The sequence below is a fragment of the Streptomyces sp. NPDC107517 genome, from assembly GCF_055582645.1.
In genome coordinates this window covers 1-17604 of sequence record NZ_JBVJPM010000040.1, presented here as the reverse complement: position 1 = coordinate 17604, position 17604 = coordinate 1, and the positions used below count along the sequence as shown (strand labels likewise).

Genomic DNA, 17604 nt, shown 5'->3' with positions numbered 1-17604 from the left:
GGACCGGAGCACAGGGTTCCGGTGAAGGGCGTGCTGGTGCGTGCTGCATCAGCAACTCCTTACGCGTAGGCGGCACGACACTGGCGTTCTCGTCGGAAAGGTCACCAACGTCGCGCGGGCAGGAATTAAGCGACTTGTGGAAATACAGTGCCCTGGGGTCGGCAGCAGATAACTCCCTTCCCCTGAGCGCCCTTCGCGGAGGCGGCAGCCAGCCGCCTTCGTAATCTCAGACTCCACACGGAGAACCGCTCCTGCCTAATTCGCAGCCTGTTCGGTGAGTGCCAGGGTGTCGTCGCCTGGATGCGGCAACACGTATTGACACAGCTCAACTGGTGCGTAGCCGGGCCCGGTCCGTTGAACATGGCTGGACTGTAGGGATAAATTCCGGCCGCGCCAAACGACCCCGAACCTTGACCGGCGCGTGCAGTCATTGAGCGAGATGGGGACGTTAGGTGCGGCCGTGAATGAGAGCTAACCTCCAGCCGCACTGTTCGCCCCGGAAGGCTCCCTTAATGGCCTCCAGGCGTGGCTCATACGTACGTGTCCAGCATTCCGGCAAAGCGGAATCACGCACACGGCCGATCGCCGAAGAGAGAACCGCGCAATGCCCGGCCTTTGCCAGGACGCGATGCCGCGCCAGGTCCTGCCGGCGGCCTACAGCTCATCCTCGCCTCCGCAGAAGGGCCGCCTCAAGCAGTCCTGCCAGTACATCGACTGGGGCACCAAGGGCCTCTACAGCGCGAGCCAGCCCAGGGAGGAGCGAGTGCACATCACTCAAGGGCCCGTCGAAGTGATGCTGGAAGTGGTAATGATCTGCACGCCGGGAGGCACTGTCCTCAACCCGTTTACCGGCCCAGGCACGACCGGAGTCATCGCACTTCGCGAGGGTCGAAAGTTCATCGGCATCGAACTGTCCCACCACTACGCCGACATCGCTGAACACCGACTGCTTGGCGCGCTCACACAGGGAGACTTTGAACTCGCCGGACCCGAGAGGTGAGAGTGAGGAGGCGACCCCGGGGCCGAAACGCGAGACGGGTGCGCCGCAACTTCATAGTCAAGGGGACAGCCGAGAAGACCATGAGGGCAACCAATGGCCGCACAGTTTATGGATGTCAAGCAGACCGCTGCATATCTCAATATGTCCGCAACCTGGGTCTATCGTGATGCGCCGAAACTCGGGCTTGTTCCCTATAAGTTCGGGCGCGGCCGCACCGCCAAACTTCAGTTCAAGACCACTGAAGTCCAGGCCTGGGTGCTGCAGCAGAAGCTCGGCTGACGGCCACGGGAGTTGTGCCCTGGCCCCACACGGGCCAGGGCACAACTGCGTCAGGCCGCGAGGGCTGCATCGATAGTTTGGGCCGCTTGACCGATCGAACCGGGCATCAAGTGTCGGTAGATCTTGAAAGTGACGTCGATGCTCCGGTGGCCCATCCATTCGGCGATGTCCGTGATCGGTATGCCATTGGCCAGGCAGTTCGATGCGAAGAAGTGACGGAAACCGTAGATGACCATCCTCTCCGGGACGTCCACCTCTCCTGCCTCCTTGATGCGCTTCCACTGATTCGACAGGCCCCAGTGCGGATAGGGCTTGGTCGCATCGGTCGGCTGGCGCAGCAGATAACCGTCGACCGTTCCGTACGTGTCGGCGTACCACTCGATCGTGGCCTTGACACGGGCTGGCAGGGGTACGTCTCGATACGTCCCAGCTTTGCGGTGCTTGAGAGGTCCGTACTTCCCCGTGGAGTGGACCACTTGCTCGTGCACTCGGTAGACATCGTCGGCAACGATGTTGTTAACGTTGACTGCGGCGGCTTCGCCGTTTCGTAGACCGCAGCCGCTCATCATGTCGACGAGCAGCATGAAGGCATCGTCCCCGCCCAGCCGCAGTGCCCTCAACCCATCCAATGATGGGATCACGGCCCGAGCCGGGTCGTACCGCGGTGCCTTCACTCCCTCCAGTGGACTCTCCGCGTAAAGTCCGAGCCGCTGCGCGTCAAGGAGAATCGCGCGCACTTTGTCGAAGGCGTTCGACTGCGTGGCCACGCCCACCTGTGCACGCTCCATCGCGCGAATGAATCCGTCGACCACCTTGTGATCGAAGCTCGCCATTTTGCGGCTGCCGAGCACCGGGAAGATGTGGTGCTCGAAGAGTGAGCCGAGGTGCCGGATCGAGGATGCTGCGAGGTGTCGCTGCCCCTCTTTCCACTCCCTGGCGTACTCCTCGAACCGCATCGGACCGTACTTCGCGATGCGCTCTGCCCTGGCCTGGGACTGCGGCTGGGACTTCTTCTCGTTGTAGATCTTCATCAACCGGTCCTTGGCCGCGTCCTGGGTCGCGAAGCCCGACTCCTCGGCCTGATTGCCTGCCGCGTTCCGGTAGCGGATCTTGTACGGGTGCGGGCACTTGGACCAACGAGACTCAGGGTGCTCGCAGTCTTTGAAGAAGGTGCCCATCCCGCGGGCGAGTGCGCGTGTTGCCATGGGTGCAGAGTCCTCGGCGTCCGATGCTGACCTTTTGCTGACCGCCGAGGGTGTCCGATACCTCTGACCTGGGAAGAACCGTTGCTTCCGTGCTATGTGGTGGAACTTCATCGGCCGGTCGCAGGACGACATCACTCAGGCCCGGGAGGACTGGATGAGCGGGTCGAGGTTCGGGGAAGTGAAGGGGTACGACGGACAGCCGCTGGCTGCGCCCGAACTGCCGCCCGTGCCGCTGAAACCTCGGGGTCGCGTGCGTTGAACCGCCTCTGCGCGGCGTGAGCTACGCGAGGCCGGGCGGACGGGGAAGTCGATCGGCACGGAGACCCGGCGACGCCCGACCATCTGAGCTCCCGCTTCGGGGCGCCCGGCCGGGCGCCCCGACCAGGACGGACCGGCAACTCCCGTGTCGCCAAGTCGATCACGCGGAAGCTTCGGTCTCCAGTCGGCAGCGCACGTCGACGACGCCCTCCACAGCATGGGTGAGATGTTCTGCCAGGGGAATCAGATTGCCGTCGCGCACCTGCCCCGCCAGTGTCGCGATGCCATCGGTGACGGTGACCTTGATGTGGCTGCGGGACATCGCAAAGAGGTGGTCCACCACGGTGCCGCGAATCTCCTTGGCGAGTTCTTCGTCGGAGCGGAGGAAGACCTTGAGGAGGTCGGCGCGGCTGACGATGCCCTTCAACGTGCCGCCGGCGTCGACGACAGGAAGGCGCTTGACGCGGCGATCGGCCATGAGCCGTGCTGCCTGAGGGAGGGACGTGTCCGGATGGACCGTGATCGCGGGAGCGGTCATCAGGTCCTCGGCACGTGTGGATCCCGCCTTGGCCGTCGCGCTGAGATTACGCATCTGTTCGACAAGACCGGGGCGATGCTCGTGGAACTCCTCCTTCGGAAGAAGATCTGCCTCGGAGACCACACCGACGACGCGGCCTTCGCCCTTGATGACCGGCAAGGCGGTGATCTTCCACCGTTCCATGGCGGTCACGATCTCCTTGAACGTGGCGTCGAGGGCTACGGCGATGACTCTCCTGGTCATGACGTCGTCGACGGTGTACGGGGTGGAGGGCATGGCTCTGTCCTCAGAGAGCGTCAGCGAGCGGCCGGACGCCGGCGTAGGGGCCGAACATGTCCAGCAGACGGCTTCGGGACGCGGACAGCCGGTCGGCGATCACCGCGGCGACACCTGTCGACACGCAGCGCCCGACGACGGCGTCCTCGGCGCACAGTTCGCGTACGGCCCGGGCGTCGAATTCCAGGGCTCGGACGGCGTGGGTGGCTGTGGCGCCGAGGTGCCAGGTGTAGGGCGGGAGCATCCAGGACCAGCCGAGCAGGTCGCCGGGTCCGAGTGTTGCCACGACGGCCGCCCTGCGCCCGGGGACGTGCATGTCGAGTGCGACGGTGCCGCACTCGATGATCCAGAACCGGTCGGCACGCATGTGCTCCTCGAAGATGCGGCTTTCTGCGGGAAAGTCCACAGGGTGAGAGTGGGCGAGCAGGGCCTCGCGCACCTCCGGTGACATCTCGGTCAGCAGATTCCTCATCGTGCTCATGTCTTCCTCCAGGCCTTCCCCCTCAGGTTGGGACCGTGACTGCGCCTTGGGGAGGGCCTCGCGGTACCTACCGCAGGGACCGTTCGGCCCCGGTCAGCGGACCAGGACGCCTTCGCCCGAGCGGGGTACGACGGCGGTCCCGCCCAGTTCCCGGTCGACGTGGTCACGGAGTGTGCGGGCTGTCGACTCCGGAGTCGGCGTACCGCGACCGGCACCCCGGTTGCGGCGGGGCAGATTGGCGAAACCCTGGAAGAGGCCGGAAGAGGCCGCAGTCGACGAGGGTCCTCGCCCGGTCTCCGTCGACCAGGAACGTCAACGTGCTGCCGGTGACGGTCCGCACTCCGCCGGAACCGCAGTCAGGACGTGGCGGGCGGAAGGGGCCTGTGTGGACTCGGCCCACTCGGACATGGCGGTGTCCCTCTCTCCGGCGGGGGCGAATTCCACCGTCCGATGCGGCAGGGCGCTCGGGATGGGCCAGGCCGCCCCAGGTGGGGGACCGTCCGGCCCATGCGAGTCGGGCCGCAGGCAGTCAGGCTGGCTGTGACCCGTACTGGACGGGACGAAGAGGCCCGTACGGGACGAGGAGAGCGAGAAGGGAAGGGCCCGTCATGAAGGCACTCGTCTTTCACCGCCCGGGACAGACCTCCTGGCAGGACGTTCCGGACCCGGGCATCAAGGACGGCGCCGACGTGGTGGTCCGCGTGGACGCCGTCACCATCTGCGGCACTGACCTGCACATCGTCAAGGGCGATGTGCCCGAGGTGACCCCGGGCCGCATTCTGGGCCACGAGGCGGTCGGCACGGTCGTCGAGACCGGTGACGACGTGCGCTCCGTCCGCCCGGATGACAGGGTGCTGATTTCCTGCATCTCCTCCTGCGGCCGCTGCCGGTTCTGCCGCGAAGGGCGCTACGGCCAGTGCCGGGGAGGCGGGGGCTGGGTGCTGGGCCACACCATCGACGGCACCCAGGCGGAATACGTCCGGGTGCCCTTCGCCGATCTGTCCGTGTATCCGTTGCCCGCTGCCGTCGACAGCTACGACGCGGTACTCCTTGCCGACAACTTTCCCACGTCGTACGAGGTGGGTGTCCTGAACGGAGGAGTGCGGCCCGCAGACACGGTTGTCGTGGTCGGTGCAGGCCCCATCGGCCTTGCTGCTGTCGTCACTGCTCAGCTGTACAGCCCCGGACGGATCATCGCGATCGACCTCGCCGATTCCCGGCTGGCTGCGGCCCGGTCCCTAGGCGCGGACGTGACGGCGAGGGCGGACGAAGAGCCGGAGAGCCTCGTCGAGGACCTGACGGACGGGCTCGGCGCCGATGTCGTCATGGAGGCCGTCGGTGTGCCGGAAGCCTTCGAGATGTGCACGCGCATGGTGCGCCCTGGTGGCCGCGTCGCCAACATCGGTGTCCACGGCAAGCCCGCCACCCTCCACCTGGAAGACCTGTGGATCAAGGACGTCACCCTCACCACCGGTCTCGTCGACACCTACTCGACCCCGATGCTGCTGAAGATGATGGCGGCCGAGCGGCTGCCGGCCGCTTCGCTGATCACTCACCGCTTCGAACTCGGACAGATGGAGGAGGCGTACGACGTCTTCTCCCACGCCGCCGAGACCGGAGCCCTCAAAGTGGCGTTGGGCGGTCCCCAGCACAACACCGTGACCCTGCCGAACGAGGGGATGTGAACATCATGTCCAGCACCACGCCCAACCCCGTCCGTGCCGAGGACCAGGAAGCCGGACACACCGACCTGGGCCGACGCATCGCGGCCCGCCGCAAGGAACTCGGACTCACCCGTCAGCAGGTCGGCAGCCGCTGTGGAGTGGACGCCGGCTTCATCGCCTACCTGGAGGAGCGGTCCGCAGCGCCCGGCAGCGGGTCACTCGTACGGATCGCCGACGCCCTGGGAACCACCGTCGCCGAACTGACCGGAGCGACGACCGAGCAACCGCCCGGCCAGGGGCCGGCTCAACGTGACGCCGAACTCGTCGCGCTCAGCGAGGCGGAGTGCCGTCACCTGCTGTCGACGCACGGCATCGGCCGCGTGGCGGTGTTCACCCGTGACGGTCCGGTCATCTTTCCGGTCAACTACGTCGTCGCCGGGAGCGAGATCGCGTTCCGTACCTCGTGGGAATCGCTGCTGGCCGGCGCGGCCGGCGCCCGTGTGGCCTTCGAGGTCGACCACATCGACGACGCGATGGAACAGGGCTGGAGCGTTCTGGCCGTCGGTGAGGCCGCGGGCGTCACCGACGACGAAGCGATCCGGCGGCTGAACGCGACAGCGCGTTCGCTGCCGTGGGCGGGCGGTGACCGCAGGTACTGGATGTCGGTCATCCCCAGCCAGATCACCGGCCGCCGCGTGGTGCATCGATGACTTCGCTGCGCGCCGTGGTCTTCGACACCGACGGAGTCCTGCTGGACTCCGCGGTGTTGCACGCGCAGGCCTGGAAAGCCGCCTTCGACGCGTGCCTGGACGCGTGGGCTTCGCCCGGCGCGAAGCAGCGGCCCTTCGACGCCGATCGTGATTACCGTGAACTGGTCGACGGCAAGACGCGTTTCGACGGCGCGCTCGCCTTCCTGACCGCTCGCGGGCTGGACCTCCCCCGGGGCGCACCCGATGACCTGCCGGGCTCCGAGACGGTGTGGGCGGTCGCGGCCTACAAGGAGCGGCTCTTCACCCGGACGATCGGCGCCCGGGCCGTTGCCCCCTTCCCCGAGGTCGCCCCAGCGCTGGACGAGTTGCGGCACGAGGGCATCCGGTGTGCGGCAGTGTCCGCCTCCCGGCACGCGTGCGCCCTGCTGAAAGCGGCCCGGTTGGACGGTCACTTCGACGCGTCGGTGGACGGCGAGGATGCGGCTCGGCTTGCCCTGGCCGGCAAACCGGATCCCGCGCTCTTCCTCGAAGCGGCGGCACGGCTGGGCACGGCCGTCGGCAGCACGGCCGTCGTGGAGGATGCCGCAGCGGGGGTCGAGGCGGGGTGTCGCGGCAGGTTCGGCCTGGTCGTGGGCGTTGACAGGTCGCCCGACGGGCACATGACCGACTGTCTCACGGCGTGCGGGGCAGGCCTCGTGCTGGCGGATCTCACGTTGCTGCCGACCGTTGTGCGCGGGTACAAGCCGTGACCGCCTCGTGGACATGGGAGTTCGGCGAGTACGACCCCAAGCAGGAGAAGGTCGTCGAGGCCCTGTGCACACTCGGCAACGGCCGCTTCGCCACGCGGGGTTCGGCACCCGAGACAGTGGCCGATGCCGTTCACTCCCCGGGCACGTATCTCGCGGGCTGCTACAACCGGCTCGTCTCGTCCGTGGGAGGTGCCTCGGTCGCCAATGAGGACCTGGTCAACCTGCCGGACTGGACGGCTCTGCGCTATCGCTGTCTGCCGGACGGAGGACCGCCGGGTGAGTGGCTGACACCCGACCACTCCACCGTCCGTCACTGCAGGGTTTCCCTCGACCTGCGGGGCGGGACCCTCACACGGCGCATGCTTCTCCAGGACTCGCACGGTCGCCGGACCGGTGTCACGCACACGAGACTTGTCCACATGGGCGACCCGTACCTCGCAGCCCAGTGCACGGTGTTCCGCGCGTACGGATGGAGCGGCACGCTCGTCGTCGAGTCCGTCCTCGACGGAGACGTTTCGAACACGGGCGTGGAGCGCTATCGCGATCTCGCGGGCCGTCATCTCACAGACCATCACGTCGGTGTCGAGCCGGAAGGTGTGGCGTGGCTGGGCTGTACGACATCGGCGTCCCGGATCCGTATCGGGCTGGCGGTACGCACCTTCTCGCTGCCCGTCGGAGCGAGGACGGTGTCCTGCACCGACATGGCCACCGTCCAGACCCTCACGCTGCCGATCTCCAAAGAACGACCCGTCGTGGTGGCGAAGGCCGCGGCTCTGTACACATCCCTCGACCGTCCCGCGGCGGATCCGCTGCGCGAAGCCGTGGACCATGCCGCACGAGCACCGGGTTTTCCCGTGCTGCTCACCACACATCACGCTGCCTGGGAACGGCTGTGGTCCGAGGGGGAGTTGGAGGTTCCCGGAGAGACGGGACACATCTTGCGCCTGCACGTCTTCCACATCCTGCAGACGCTTTCCCCGCTCACCACGGACCTGGATACGGGTGTGCCGGCCCGGGGACTGCACGGAGAGGCCTACCGGGGGCACATCTTCTGGGACGAACTCTTCGTCCTGCCCTACCTCTCCCTGCACTTTCCGGAGGTGGCGCGCTCGCTGCTCATGTACCGGCACCGCCGCCTGCCCCCGGCCCGCGACGCGGCACGGCGATCCGGGGCCGCCGGTGCGATGTTTCCGTGGCAGAGCGCCGGTTCGGGCCGGGAAGAGACGCAGACGCTGCACCTCAACCCTCGCTCCGGGAGATGGCTGCCCGACCACTCACATCTTCAGCGCCACGTCGGATCCGCCATCGCGTGGAATGTCTGGCGTTACGGTCAGGCCACCGGCGACACCGGGTTCATGCACGGGCCCGGTGCCGACCTCTTGCTGAACATCGCTCGCTACTGGGCTGACGCCGCTGTCTACGATCCCGCGTCGCGACGCTACCGGATCCGCGGTGTCCTGGGGCCGGACGAGTACCACGACGCCTACCCGAAGGCCGATGTCCCGGGAATCGACGACAACGCCTACACGAACGTGGCGGCCGCGTGGGTCCTCGCTCGGGCACTCGAACTCACCGCTGGACTCCCCGGTGTCCGCCGTGCTGAACTCCTCGGGCAGCTCGGCATCGACGGTGCGGTCCTGGAGCGCTGGCGGGACATCACCCACCGGCTCCACGTGCCGTTCCACAGCGGTGTCATCAGCCAGTTCGAGGGATACGGAAGCCTGGAGGAACTGGACTGGGAGTCCTACCGGGCCCGCTACTCCGACATCCGCCGGCTCGACCGGATCCTCGAAGCCGAGGGAGACACGGTCAACCGCTACAAGGCGTCGAAACAGGCAGACACCCTCATGCTTGGCTACCTCTTCCGTCCGGCGGAGCTGTACGAGCTCTTCACACGGCTCGGCTACCGCCTGGACGACGACACCTGGCGGGCCACTGTCTCCTACTACCTCGACCGGACCAGCCATGGTTCGACGCTGAGCAGCGTGGTGCACGGCTGGGTGCTCGCCCGCCAACAAGGCCAGAACGCCTGGGAGTTCTGCCGGGAGGCCCTGCTGAGTGACGTCACCGATATCCAGGGCGGCACGACGGGCGAGGGGATCCACCTGGGCGCCATGGGAGGGACGCTCGACCTCGTCGAGCGGGGTGTGGTCGGGCTGGAGGCCTGCGCGGCCGGCCTTCGCATAGACCCTGTCCCGCTCGGTGACGTACCGCCCGCCGCATTCACTTTCTGCTACCGCGGGCACCGGGGTGTTCGCTTCAGGTTCCTGCGCGGACGGTTCGGCATCAGTGTGCCCCCGTCGTCGTTGAGCCCTGTCCACCTCGTCTTGCCGGACGAGCGGGAGATGGACGTGGCTCCGGGAACGCAGAGGTGGTTTCGCCTGCCCCGTCACTGACCGTGTGCATCACCGTGGCGGCACGGGGTGGCCGTGTTCACGCTCGTTGACTCGGATCGTGGGCGGGGGCGGATCCAGCACCGTTCAGTCGGGCCCGGCGACGCACAGCCGTGACGCCGAACTCGTCCAACAGGCAGGCGACTTCCTCGATCGCGGTCCCGCGCTGAACGGTGAGGGCGCTGGGCGTCATCAGGTCCACGACGCTGCGGTGCCCCTTGGCGCCCCCTTCACGCGGACATTGCCGCGTCCGGCAGAGCGATGACGTCGACGACCCCCGGCACGGTGCGTGCGACACGCACCAGCATGTCCTGGAGTTTCGGGTCGGCGACTGAGCCTTCGAGCCGGACGACGCCGTCGGACACATGGACGTGGACGAGTGGCGCGCCCGCCGGGACGAGGTGCGTTGTGATCATCTCGCGCAGTTCGGCCGCGATGTCCTCGTCCGGCCGGAGGTAGGTCTTCAGCAGATCGCCCCGGCTGACGATCCCGATCAGGACGCCGTCCTCGTCGATGACCGGAAGCCGCTTGAGGTGGCCGTGAGCCATGAGGCGGGCGGCACTGGCGAGGGTGGCGTCCTTGGGCACGGTCACCGCCGGCTCGGTCATCAGTTGTGCTGCCGTCACCGCGCGGGTCTCGTCCGTGTCCTGCTCGGTGAGCAGCAGATCGGCCTCGGAGACCACGCCCGCCACCCGTTCGTCAGCGGACAGGACCGGCAGGGCGCCGACTCGTGATTGGCGCATGGCTTTCACGATGTCCTTGAACGGAGCTCCTTTCCTGACGGAGATGACGGATCGCGTCATGACGTCGTCGACCGTGCGCAGGTGCTTCATGAGTCCTCCAGAGCGCTGATTCGGTACCTGTTCTCCGGGACTGGGGGACGCGAACGCTCTGAGACCTTCCGCGCCCCATCGGCTCGCCCCCGGCTCTCGGAAGAACCGTCGATGCCGACGGTCACATGCTGTCCGAGGGCCGGACCTTCTGCTCAGGCGCGGATGCGCGCGCCGTACGTCCAGTGTCGTCCCGGGCAGATGCAGGACAGGAGGGGCCAGGCGTCCCCGTCCGGGACCGACCGGCCCTGCCGCGCCACACCTCGCCGACGTCGGGCGGACCGGTGACACTCTGCGGACGGCGAGCGAGATGGATGCCCGCAGCCTCGCAGACACGTCGCGGGCCAATAGGACCTTCGGCCCCCAAAGCGGCCCTGAGCGGCCCTCTCGAAGCGAGCAACCCGGTGCCAGCTTGGTAACTGTCGCCACCGCTCGGCGAGGAGGAACCCATGGAAGGGACCATCCGCGATCCGGACACCAGCTCGGTCGTCGTCGGCGTCGACGGATCGCAGTCCTCCCGTGACGCGGTGCAGTGGGCCTCTGCGGAGGCCGCACGCCGCGGCAGGCCGCTGCACCTCGTGCATGCGGGTGACACCGATGGCAGGCCCTTTCATCTCTCCGCGGCCAGTGTCGAACGGGTTCGTCGCGCTGGGAGCGAACTGCTCGAGGAGACCGCCGGTGCGATCGCAACCGAGCATCCCGACCTGCACGTCACGACCGAATTCAGCCGACGCGACCCGGTGACCGCTCTGCACAGGGCCGCCGGCCTCCACAGCACGATCGTCGTGGGCAACAGGGGCCTGGGCGGGTTCAATTCGCTGATGCTCGGGTCCGTCGCCCTCAAGACCGCGGCAGGAGCGAGGACTCCGCTGATCGTTGTCCGGGGTGTTGAGGACGGGGCGGACGCCGACGTCGTCCTTGCCGCCGTCCGAGACGAGATGGATCTCGAGTGCACACGCTACGCGGCGAGTGAGGCCCGACTGCGGAAGGCGTCGTTGCGGCTGCTCCACGTGTGGAACGCCCTCCAGTCGATAGGGAACATCGTGAGCATGCTCGACAACATCGAGGAGATCGCTGACGAGTACGTCGAGAGGCTGAGAGCCATTACCGAAGAGATCCGAGGCGAATACCCGGGACTCGCTGTTCATGCGAACGCGGAGAAGAGCATCTCCGTGGCCGGAGTCCTTGTCGAGGCATCGAACCATGCGGACCTGCTGGTCATGGGTGGCCGCCGCTCGCCCGGACACATCGGTCCCTCCCTCGGGCACATCACACACAGCCTCGTGCACCACGCGCACTGCCCCGTGCTTCTCTTCCCGCGCCACGGTCGACAGTTCAGGAGAGAGTCGTGAAGAAGATCAGCGAAGGCGGTGCGCTCGTCGTCGGACTCGACCCGGCCAAGGACTCCCATCTGCCCCTTGCCTGGGCTGTCGACGAGGCACAGCGGCGGCGACTGGGCCTCTGCCTGGTCGTTGCGGTTCCCTCGCAACGGGACGGCCACCGTGCCAACGGCACGCTGCATCACATCGCCCTGCGCCAGGCTGGAGAAGGCGCGCTGGAAGCGGGTCTGCAGTGGGCACGGGACCGTAACCCCGAAGTTGCGGTGGACGGTGATCTCCAGGAAGGTCTTCCCGCCTCCGTGCTCGGTCGGCTGTCACACGAAGCCCGCATGATCGTGCTCGGATCTCGTCACTTGAGCCGTACCGAGGAGTTCCTCAGCGCGGGCGCCCTCGTCGTCCCCGTGGCAGCCCAGGCCGCCTGCCCGGTGGTGGTCGTCGGAGATGCCGAACACGTCACCCAGCGGCCCCCCTACCTGGTCGTCGGGATCGACGGCAGCGAATCCTCCAGGGCCGCACTTGCCTTCGCCTACGAGGAGGCCGACATCCGGGGCGCACAGTTGCGCGCGATCTCCGTGTGGCAGCCACCGGTGTTCCGCCTCCACGACGGGGAGGCCCGTCAGTCCCAGAGGCGGATGCTCAACGAGACCACAGCGGGGTGGCCGGAGAAGTATCCGGACGTCGTGCTCAAGCACGAGGTCCCCGTCGGCCATCCGGTGGAGGAGCTGGCGACGGCCGCCGAGCACGCGCTGGCCGTGGTCGTGGGCCGCCGAGGTACGGGCGGCTACAGCGGGATGCATCTCGGTTCCGTCGTCCACGGGCTCCTGCACCGGGCCCACTGCCCGGTCGTCACCGTCCCAGTCGTGTGACGGCACAGCCGTGCCCGGGTCCTCGGTCCAAAGGGCGCGCAGAGAAGCCATGGCCCCATCAGGTCTGACAGGGGCCGAAGCCGAGCGGCGGCCGGCTGAACGCGGCCGGAACGAGGTCGCCCCGGCCCAACCCGTACGGCAGTCGCTGCCGTCACCGGATTCCTCGTCACGCGCATCTCAAGAAGCGCATTCAGCGGAAATTCTGGATCCTGAAGAGGTACGTGCCCCGGAACAACGGCACGCCGACGCCGGGGACAGGACGCGGTGGTCGGGTCCACGGTGCGCAAGGTCATGCCTGCCTGCGGTGAGGTGTGACCTCAGTACGCCGGGTGAACTGCCCGGGGGCGTACTACCGTGAAGGCGCGAAGCAAGCCTCCCTCCTGCGCGGCTGGAGGTGCCTATGAGCGGGGACGGCGCAGAAGCCGTGACCGGCAGGCTTCCCCGGCTCCGATTGGACGAGCTGTTCGAGGAACTGCAGGTGCGCATCGACGACATCCGCGGTACCCGTGATCGGCTGCTGGGGCTTCTTGAGGCGGTGATGTCGGTCGGGCAGGAGTTGGACCTGCCTCAGGTGCTGCGTGGCATCGTCGAGGCGGCCGTGGTCCTTGTGGACGCCGAGTACGGAGCCCTCGGTGTCATCGGCGAAGGCAAGACGCTCGCCGAATTCCTGCCCGTGGGCATTGATGACGAGCGGAGAGCCCGTATCGGCGACCTGCCCTCGGGACATGGCATCCTCGGCGAGCTGATCCGCCACCCGGAGCCCCTGCGCCTGTCGGAACTCTCCGAGCACCCCGCCTCCCACGGCTTCCCGCCCAACCACCCGCCGATGCATTCGTTCCTCGGCGTCCCGATCAGGGTCCGAGACGATGTCTTCGGCAACCTCTACCTGACCGAGAAGCGCGGTGGCGCGGAATTCGACGCCGACGACGAGGCGGTCTTGTCGACGCTGGCCGTGGCGGCCGGGATCGCCATCGAGAACGCTCGCCTGTTCGAAGATGTCCAGCTCAGGGAACGCTGGTTGGCTGCCAGCTCCGACGTCACCAGCGCGCTGTTGTCCGGATCGGGAGAGCACCAGGTGCTTGAAGGCATGCTGGAGCGGGCCTGTGCCATCACCGGAGCCGACATGGGTGCCTTCTACGTGGTCGGCCGGGGTGGGGAACTGCGTGGATCCCTGGCGCGTGGTGAGGGTGCAGAAGCACACCGAGGCATCGTTCTGCCCAGTAGTGAAGGCACACTCGCGGCAGCAGCACTGGCTGCCGACGGGCTGGTCTCGGTCCCGGACGTCCAGAACGACGAGCGCGTCACCGCGCAGGCGGAGCGCTGGGACGGTTTCGGCCCCGTGGTTGCCGTGACCGTCGGGACCAAGGAGAAGCTGAGCGGGGTCCTGATGCTGGCACGGACGAGAGAGCGCTTTCCATTCGCGGCGACGGAAGTCGCCGCGCTGCCCGGCTTTGCGGACCAGGCTGCCCTGGCCTTGGAACTGGCCGATCGCCGACGGGACGCGGAGCAGATGAGTCTGTTGGAAGACCACGACAGGATCGCGCGTGACCTGCACGATCTTGCCATCCAGCGACTTTTCGCCACCGGCATGACCCTGCAGAGCGCTCAGCGCTTCGTCGAGCACCCGCAGGCCTCGGAGCGCCTGGCCCGTGCGATCGAGGACTTGGACGCCACCATCAAGATCATCCGTTCGACCATCTTCGGCCTCAGGGAGCACGAGGTTCCGGGCGCACCGGCCTCGCTCAGGCTCCGTGCGGTGCAGGCGATGGACCAAGCCGCCGGCATGTTGGGCTTCTCACCGGCACTGCGGATGGAAGGGCTGATCGAAACCGACGTGCCGTCCGCCGTGGCCGACGAAGTCATCGCCGTCATCGGCGAGGCGCTGACCAACGTGGCCCGTCATGCGCGGGCAGCGCACGCCGAGGTACTGATCCGGGCGGAAAGGGGTGTGGTGACGGTCGAGGTCGGCGACGACGGCATCGGAATACCGGATGACGGCCGGCGCAGCGGTTTGCTCAACCTGGCCGAGAGGGCCGAGCGACTGGGCGGAGAACTACATGCCGGGCGGGGGACCGACGGCGGCACCCGGCTCGTGTGGTGGGTGCCTGTCGGTGCGGGCGCCGACGGTGGAGCGGAGCCCGGTACCGGTCAGTGAGTGCCCTCGTCCTGCTGGTGCGCCTGGGCCGCGATGACAGCTGCCTGGACGCGGCGTTCGACACCCAGCTTGCCCAGCAGCCTGGAGATGTGGTTCTTGACCGTCTTCTCGGAGAGGAAGAGGCTTTTGGCGATCTGGCGGTTCGTGAGTCCCTCGCCGATCAGTTCCAACACGGCACGCTCTCGTTCGGAGAGTGTCGCCAGCCGGACGTCTTCGGGTGACCGGGCGGTATCGGGGTCGCGGAGCGAGTGCATGAGGCGAGCGGTCGTCGCGGGATCGAGCATCGACTGGCCCGTCGCCACGGTGCGCACGGCGGCGACGAGGTCGGCCCCCTTGACCTGCTTGAGGACATACCCGGCGGCGCCGGCCATGATCGCGTCGAGAAGTGCGTCCTCGTCGTCGAACGACGTGAGCATCAGACAGGCGAGCCCGGGCATCCGGGTGCGAAGTTCGCGGCAGACGGTGATGCCGTTGCCGTCGGGCAGCCGGACGTCGAGCACCGCCACGTCCGGCCGCAGCGCCGGCCCACGGGCCAGCGCCTGCTCGGCTGTGGACGCCTCGCCCACGACACGGATGTCGGGCTCGGCATCCAGAAGGTCGTGCAGCCCTCTTCGGACGACCTCGTGGTCATCGAGGAGGAACACCTTGACGGGTCCCTCGACGGTTTCCTCCGTGACGGGAGCCTTCACGTCGGACATGTGCGTCCCAGGGGTGGTCTGTGTGCGGTCCCTTGCCTTGCGGCCATTGTCTCAGAAAGGCCGGGGACACACCCGTTTGTCCCAGCAAGGCAGGGAACGCGCCCGTTCAATGAGGTTTAGGCGACATGACGCCTCATCGTCAGTAACAGGATGAGGCAACAGGCCACCTCATCGTCAGTAACCAGGCCCTCAGCTCCCGAGCGCGGTGGACGTCGGAGCCTCGAGATCCATCCGGACGTCCACGACCCCCTCTACCGCTCGGATCGCCCGGGCGAGCAACGGCACCAGGGCGCGGTCGCCGACGAGGCCGTGCAGGGTGACGACGCCTTCGAGCACGGTGGCCTCCGATCGTGCGGGTGGCACCGGTTCTCCGAGCACGCCCTGGCGGATCTCCTCCTCGATCTCCTCGTCCGGACGCAGAAACACCTTGAGGAGGTCGCCCCGGCTCACGACGCCTTCCAGCATGCCGACACTGTTGACGACGGGCAGTCGCTTGACGCCCTTGCGGGCCATGATGCGGGCGGCTTCGGCAAGGGTGGCCTCGGGATGGACAGTGATGGCTGGGCTCGACATGAGCTTTCCTGCCTGCACGGCACCGGCCTTGGACGCCTCGTCCCACTGCTCCGGCAGCTTCGGGTCCTCTCGTCGGAACTCCTCCTTCGGGAGGAGGTCGGCTTCCGAGACGACACCCACCACGCGGCCCTCGCCTTCCAGCACGGGCAGCGCACTGACCTGCCACCGGTGCATCAGCTCGACGATCTCCTTGTAGGAGGCCTCGTCACCGACGGCGACGGCGGTGTGCGACATGACGTCACTCACGGTGGCCCGGGATACGGGCATGATCGGCTCCGGGGCGGTAGGCGGTCCGTGGGGCCCCAGCGGCCGGCACGGGCGTATGAACGGCACGTCGAACTCGTGCGTATGTCAGCGCTGCCACGACCGCGTGGCAGCAGTACGGCTGGAACATCCACGGGCGGCCGATCGGCTCGCCGGGGCCCGGAGTCTCGACGACGGCCTGCCTGCGCGGCACGCGGAGGTCCAGGGTGACGGCGCGGTCGGCACGAACCGCCTTCGGTGGACAGGCCTGTGCCATCGGGGTGGTTGACCGCGCGAGCATGTCCATCGGCCGGCTGCCGTATTCCGTTGGCAGGGCGGTGTCGCGCGTGGAGAACGGTGTGCGCAAGGACGGCCTCCGCTCAAGTCCTCTTCAGTTTGTGGTGGCGCCAGAGCTTCTGGGATGGGCCGACCGGCCCCCGGCGTGGCCCGACCGGCTCATGTCCGGAACAGCGGGTGGCGGGACAGTGGCTCTTATCGGAGGCCCGGCCGCCGGAGCCTGCGGTGGCGCCATGTGTTCCTGAATGGGAAGGGGTGGAGAGATGTTCTGGTTCGACCACGGCGCGAGCGTATGGGTCTTGTTCGCCATGTCGCTCAGCTTTCTCCTCTTTCTCCTCCTGGCGACTCGGATTGTCTCGCCGGCCATCCCCTCCTCCGGCGATGGCGATCGCACTTCGAGGCGCCGTGACGTACATGCCGGGCTGCCGCCCCAGCCGCTGCTGGCCGAACGGCACAACCGCGTCGAGACCAGCGGGGACGGAGAGGTGCTGGAGGCTGAGGCGGCCGGAACACATGCTGACCACGAAGGGAACGCAGAGCCGGACCGGCGAACACGGCAACTGGACCGCCATGAGGCTCTCGGACTGCTCGGCTCCGTCTCGTCCGGACGCATGGTCTTCACCCAGCATGCCCTGCCGGCGGTCCGCCCCGCCGACCACCGGGTGGAGAGCGACGACATCGTCGTGCGCCTCGACGACAGGGCGGCTCTCGGCTCCCTGCTGACGGATCCCGGCGCTCGCGCTGTGGTTGTGGCCTATGAAGCAGACGTCATCGACTCCGAGACCCGGCTCGGGTGGAGCGTGGTCATCACCGGATACGCCCGCCTCGAAGCTGATGCCGAGGGGCGGAACGGCTACGACGAGCGGCTCACTCCGTGGGCGGGACGAGCGACCAACGCTGTCGTGCGCATCCGGCCGGACGTGGTCACCGGCTTTCGCATCGAGGCCGTACCTCGCTAGTACTCCAGCAGGATTTCGCTGTCTGACCTGGTCTTTTCGCCGGGTGGCGGGAGTGTAGCGGGACTTCGATCGTGCGGGGGCGGTCTCACG

15 protein-coding genes and 2 pseudogenes are annotated in these 17604 nt (G+C 67.6%); 11 read left to right on the top strand and 6 right to left on the bottom strand.

Going from position 1 to position 17604, the window contains the following annotated elements:
• Positions 1 to 664 precede the first annotated feature (664 nt).
• Positions 665 to 1000: pseudogene (locus ACZ67T_RS41720) on the top strand (DNA methyltransferase); the annotation flags it as partial.
• A gap of 93 nt (positions 1001 to 1093) precedes the next feature.
• Positions 1094 to 1279: a hypothetical protein gene (locus tag ACZ67T_RS41715; RefSeq protein ID WP_382607989.1), complete on the top strand. Its 186-nt coding sequence runs from the start codon at positions 1094 to 1096 to the stop codon at positions 1277 to 1279.
• 50 nt (positions 1280 to 1329) lie between these two features.
• On the opposite strand, the gene ACZ67T_RS41710 is transcribed toward ACZ67T_RS41715, so the two are convergent.
• A complete protein-coding gene (locus ACZ67T_RS41710) occupies positions 1330 to 2484 on the bottom strand; it encodes a tyrosine-type recombinase/integrase (RefSeq protein WP_469991721.1) in 1155 nt (384 codons plus the stop codon).
• A 94-nt stretch (positions 2485 to 2578) separates the two neighbouring features.
• On the opposite strand from ACZ67T_RS41710, the pseudogene ACZ67T_RS41705 reads away from it, so the two are divergent.
• Positions 2579 to 2743 (top strand): annotated as a pseudogene (locus tag ACZ67T_RS41705) (pirin family protein); the annotation flags it as partial.
• Between the two features lie 159 nt (positions 2744 to 2902).
• Here the strand turns inward: ACZ67T_RS41705 and ACZ67T_RS41700 are convergent.
• Both ACZ67T_RS41700 and ACZ67T_RS41695 read right to left on the bottom strand, forming a co-directional pair.
• Positions 2903 to 3556, bottom strand: coding sequence for a CBS domain-containing protein (locus ACZ67T_RS41700; RefSeq protein WP_469991718.1), 654 nt, complete (start codon positions 3554 to 3556; stop codon positions 2903 to 2905).
• Between the two features lie 10 nt (positions 3557 to 3566).
• Positions 3567 to 4037: a cyclic nucleotide-binding domain-containing protein gene (locus ACZ67T_RS41695; RefSeq protein ID WP_469991716.1), complete on the bottom strand. Its 471-nt coding sequence runs from the start codon at positions 4035 to 4037 to the stop codon at positions 3567 to 3569.
• A gap of 608 nt (positions 4038 to 4645) precedes the next feature.
• On the opposite strand from ACZ67T_RS41695, the gene ACZ67T_RS41690 reads away from it, so the two are divergent.
• The 4 genes from ACZ67T_RS41690 to ACZ67T_RS41675 are packed head-to-tail and all read left to right on the top strand — an operon-like array spanning position 4646 to position 9556.
• Positions 4646 to 5722, top strand: coding sequence for a zinc-dependent alcohol dehydrogenase family protein (locus tag ACZ67T_RS41690; RefSeq protein ID WP_469991714.1), 1077 nt, complete (start codon positions 4646 to 4648; stop codon positions 5720 to 5722).
• 5 nt (positions 5723 to 5727) lie between these two features.
• Positions 5728 to 6411: a helix-turn-helix domain-containing protein gene (locus ACZ67T_RS41685; protein ID WP_469991713.1), complete on the top strand. Its 684-nt coding sequence runs from the start codon at positions 5728 to 5730 to the stop codon at positions 6409 to 6411.
• Positions 6408 to 7160 (top strand): HAD family hydrolase, encoded by a 753-nt coding sequence (locus tag ACZ67T_RS41680; protein WP_469991711.1) that lies wholly within the window; start codon positions 6408 to 6410, stop codon positions 7158 to 7160. Before ACZ67T_RS41685 ends, ACZ67T_RS41680 begins: the two co-directional genes overlap by 4 nt.
• Positions 7157 to 9556 carry a glycoside hydrolase family 65 protein gene (locus ACZ67T_RS41675; protein ID WP_469991709.1) on the top strand — a complete coding sequence of 800 codons (2400 nt, stop codon included), beginning with the start codon at positions 7157 to 7159 and terminating at the stop codon, positions 9554 to 9556. The genes ACZ67T_RS41680 and ACZ67T_RS41675 overlap by 4 nt, the downstream gene beginning before the upstream one ends.
• A 227-nt stretch (positions 9557 to 9783) precedes the next feature.
• Here ACZ67T_RS41675 and ACZ67T_RS41670 read toward each other — a convergent pair whose 3' ends face one another.
• A complete protein-coding gene (locus ACZ67T_RS41670; protein WP_469991707.1) occupies positions 9784 to 10386 on the bottom strand; it encodes a CBS domain-containing protein in 603 nt (200 codons plus the stop codon).
• A gap of 446 nt (positions 10387 to 10832) precedes the next feature.
• Between ACZ67T_RS41670 and ACZ67T_RS41665 the strand changes: the two genes are divergently transcribed.
• From ACZ67T_RS41665 to ACZ67T_RS41655, 3 genes are all read left to right on the top strand, one after another.
• Positions 10833 to 11735: a universal stress protein gene (locus ACZ67T_RS41665; protein WP_469991705.1), complete on the top strand. Its 903-nt coding sequence runs from the start codon at positions 10833 to 10835 to the stop codon at positions 11733 to 11735.
• Positions 11732 to 12589, top strand: a complete 858-nt coding sequence (locus ACZ67T_RS41660; RefSeq protein ID WP_469991703.1) for a universal stress protein — start codon at positions 11732 to 11734, stop codon at positions 12587 to 12589. Before ACZ67T_RS41665 ends, ACZ67T_RS41660 begins: the two co-directional genes overlap by 4 nt.
• A gap of 400 nt (positions 12590 to 12989) precedes the next feature.
• A complete protein-coding gene (locus tag ACZ67T_RS41655) occupies positions 12990 to 14744 on the top strand; it encodes a GAF domain-containing sensor histidine kinase (RefSeq protein ID WP_469991701.1) in 1755 nt (584 codons plus the stop codon).
• Here the strand turns inward: ACZ67T_RS41655 and ACZ67T_RS41650 are convergent.
• Together ACZ67T_RS41650 and ACZ67T_RS41645 are read right to left on the bottom strand one after the other, a co-directional pair.
• Positions 14738 to 15442 (bottom strand): response regulator, encoded by a 705-nt coding sequence (locus ACZ67T_RS41650; RefSeq protein ID WP_469991699.1) that lies wholly within the window; start codon positions 15440 to 15442, stop codon positions 14738 to 14740. The two genes, ACZ67T_RS41655 and ACZ67T_RS41650, sit on opposite strands and share 7 nt — an antisense overlap.
• 189 nt (positions 15443 to 15631) lie before the next feature.
• Positions 15632 to 16282 (bottom strand): CBS domain-containing protein, encoded by a 651-nt coding sequence (locus tag ACZ67T_RS41645; protein WP_469991697.1) that lies wholly within the window; start codon positions 16280 to 16282, stop codon positions 15632 to 15634.
• Positions 16283 to 16818: 536 nt separating this feature from the next.
• On the opposite strand from ACZ67T_RS41645, the gene ACZ67T_RS41640 reads away from it, so the two are divergent.
• Positions 16819 to 17514 carry a pyridoxamine 5'-phosphate oxidase family protein gene (locus ACZ67T_RS41640; protein ID WP_469991695.1) on the top strand — a complete coding sequence of 232 codons (696 nt, stop codon included), beginning with the start codon at positions 16819 to 16821 and terminating at the stop codon, positions 17512 to 17514.
• Positions 17515 to 17604: the final 90 nt, after the last annotated feature.

What these genes read in the sequence shown, in the direction of transcription:
- ACZ67T_RS41650 (WP_469991699.1), bottom strand. Translation starts at nt 15,442, where the DNA reads ATGTCCGACGTGAAGGCTCCCGTCACGGAGGAAACCGTCGAGGGACCC.
- ACZ67T_RS41690 (WP_469991714.1), top strand. Translation starts at nt 4,646, where the DNA reads ATGAAGGCACTCGTCTTTCACCGCCCGGGACAGACCTCCTGGCAGGAC.
- ACZ67T_RS41715 (WP_382607989.1), top strand. Translation starts at nt 1,094, where the DNA reads ATGGCCGCACAGTTTATGGATGTCAAGCAGACCGCTGCATATCTCAAT.
- ACZ67T_RS41665 (WP_469991705.1), top strand. Translation starts at nt 10,833, where the DNA reads ATGGAAGGGACCATCCGCGATCCGGACACCAGCTCGGTCGTCGTCGGC.
- ACZ67T_RS41685 (WP_469991713.1), top strand. Translation starts at nt 5,728, where the DNA reads ATGTCCAGCACCACGCCCAACCCCGTCCGTGCCGAGGACCAGGAAGCC.
- ACZ67T_RS41655 (WP_469991701.1), top strand. Translation starts at nt 12,990, where the DNA reads ATGAGCGGGGACGGCGCAGAAGCCGTGACCGGCAGGCTTCCCCGGCTC.
- ACZ67T_RS41710 (WP_469991721.1), bottom strand. Translation starts at nt 2,484, where the DNA reads ATGGCAACACGCGCACTCGCCCGCGGGATGGGCACCTTCTTCAAAGAC.
- ACZ67T_RS41695 (WP_469991716.1), bottom strand. Translation starts at nt 4,037, where the DNA reads ATGAGCACGATGAGGAATCTGCTGACCGAGATGTCACCGGAGGTGCGC.
- ACZ67T_RS41670 (WP_469991707.1), bottom strand. Translation starts at nt 10,386, where the DNA reads ATGAAGCACCTGCGCACGGTCGACGACGTCATGACGCGATCCGTCATC.
- ACZ67T_RS41700 (WP_469991718.1), bottom strand. Translation starts at nt 3,556, where the DNA reads ATGCCCTCCACCCCGTACACCGTCGACGACGTCATGACCAGGAGAGTC.
- ACZ67T_RS41680 (WP_469991711.1), top strand. Translation starts at nt 6,408, where the DNA reads ATGACTTCGCTGCGCGCCGTGGTCTTCGACACCGACGGAGTCCTGCTG.
- ACZ67T_RS41640 (WP_469991695.1), top strand. Translation starts at nt 16,819, where the DNA reads ATGTTCTGGTTCGACCACGGCGCGAGCGTATGGGTCTTGTTCGCCATG.
- ACZ67T_RS41645 (WP_469991697.1), bottom strand. Translation starts at nt 16,282, where the DNA reads ATGCCCGTATCCCGGGCCACCGTGAGTGACGTCATGTCGCACACCGCC.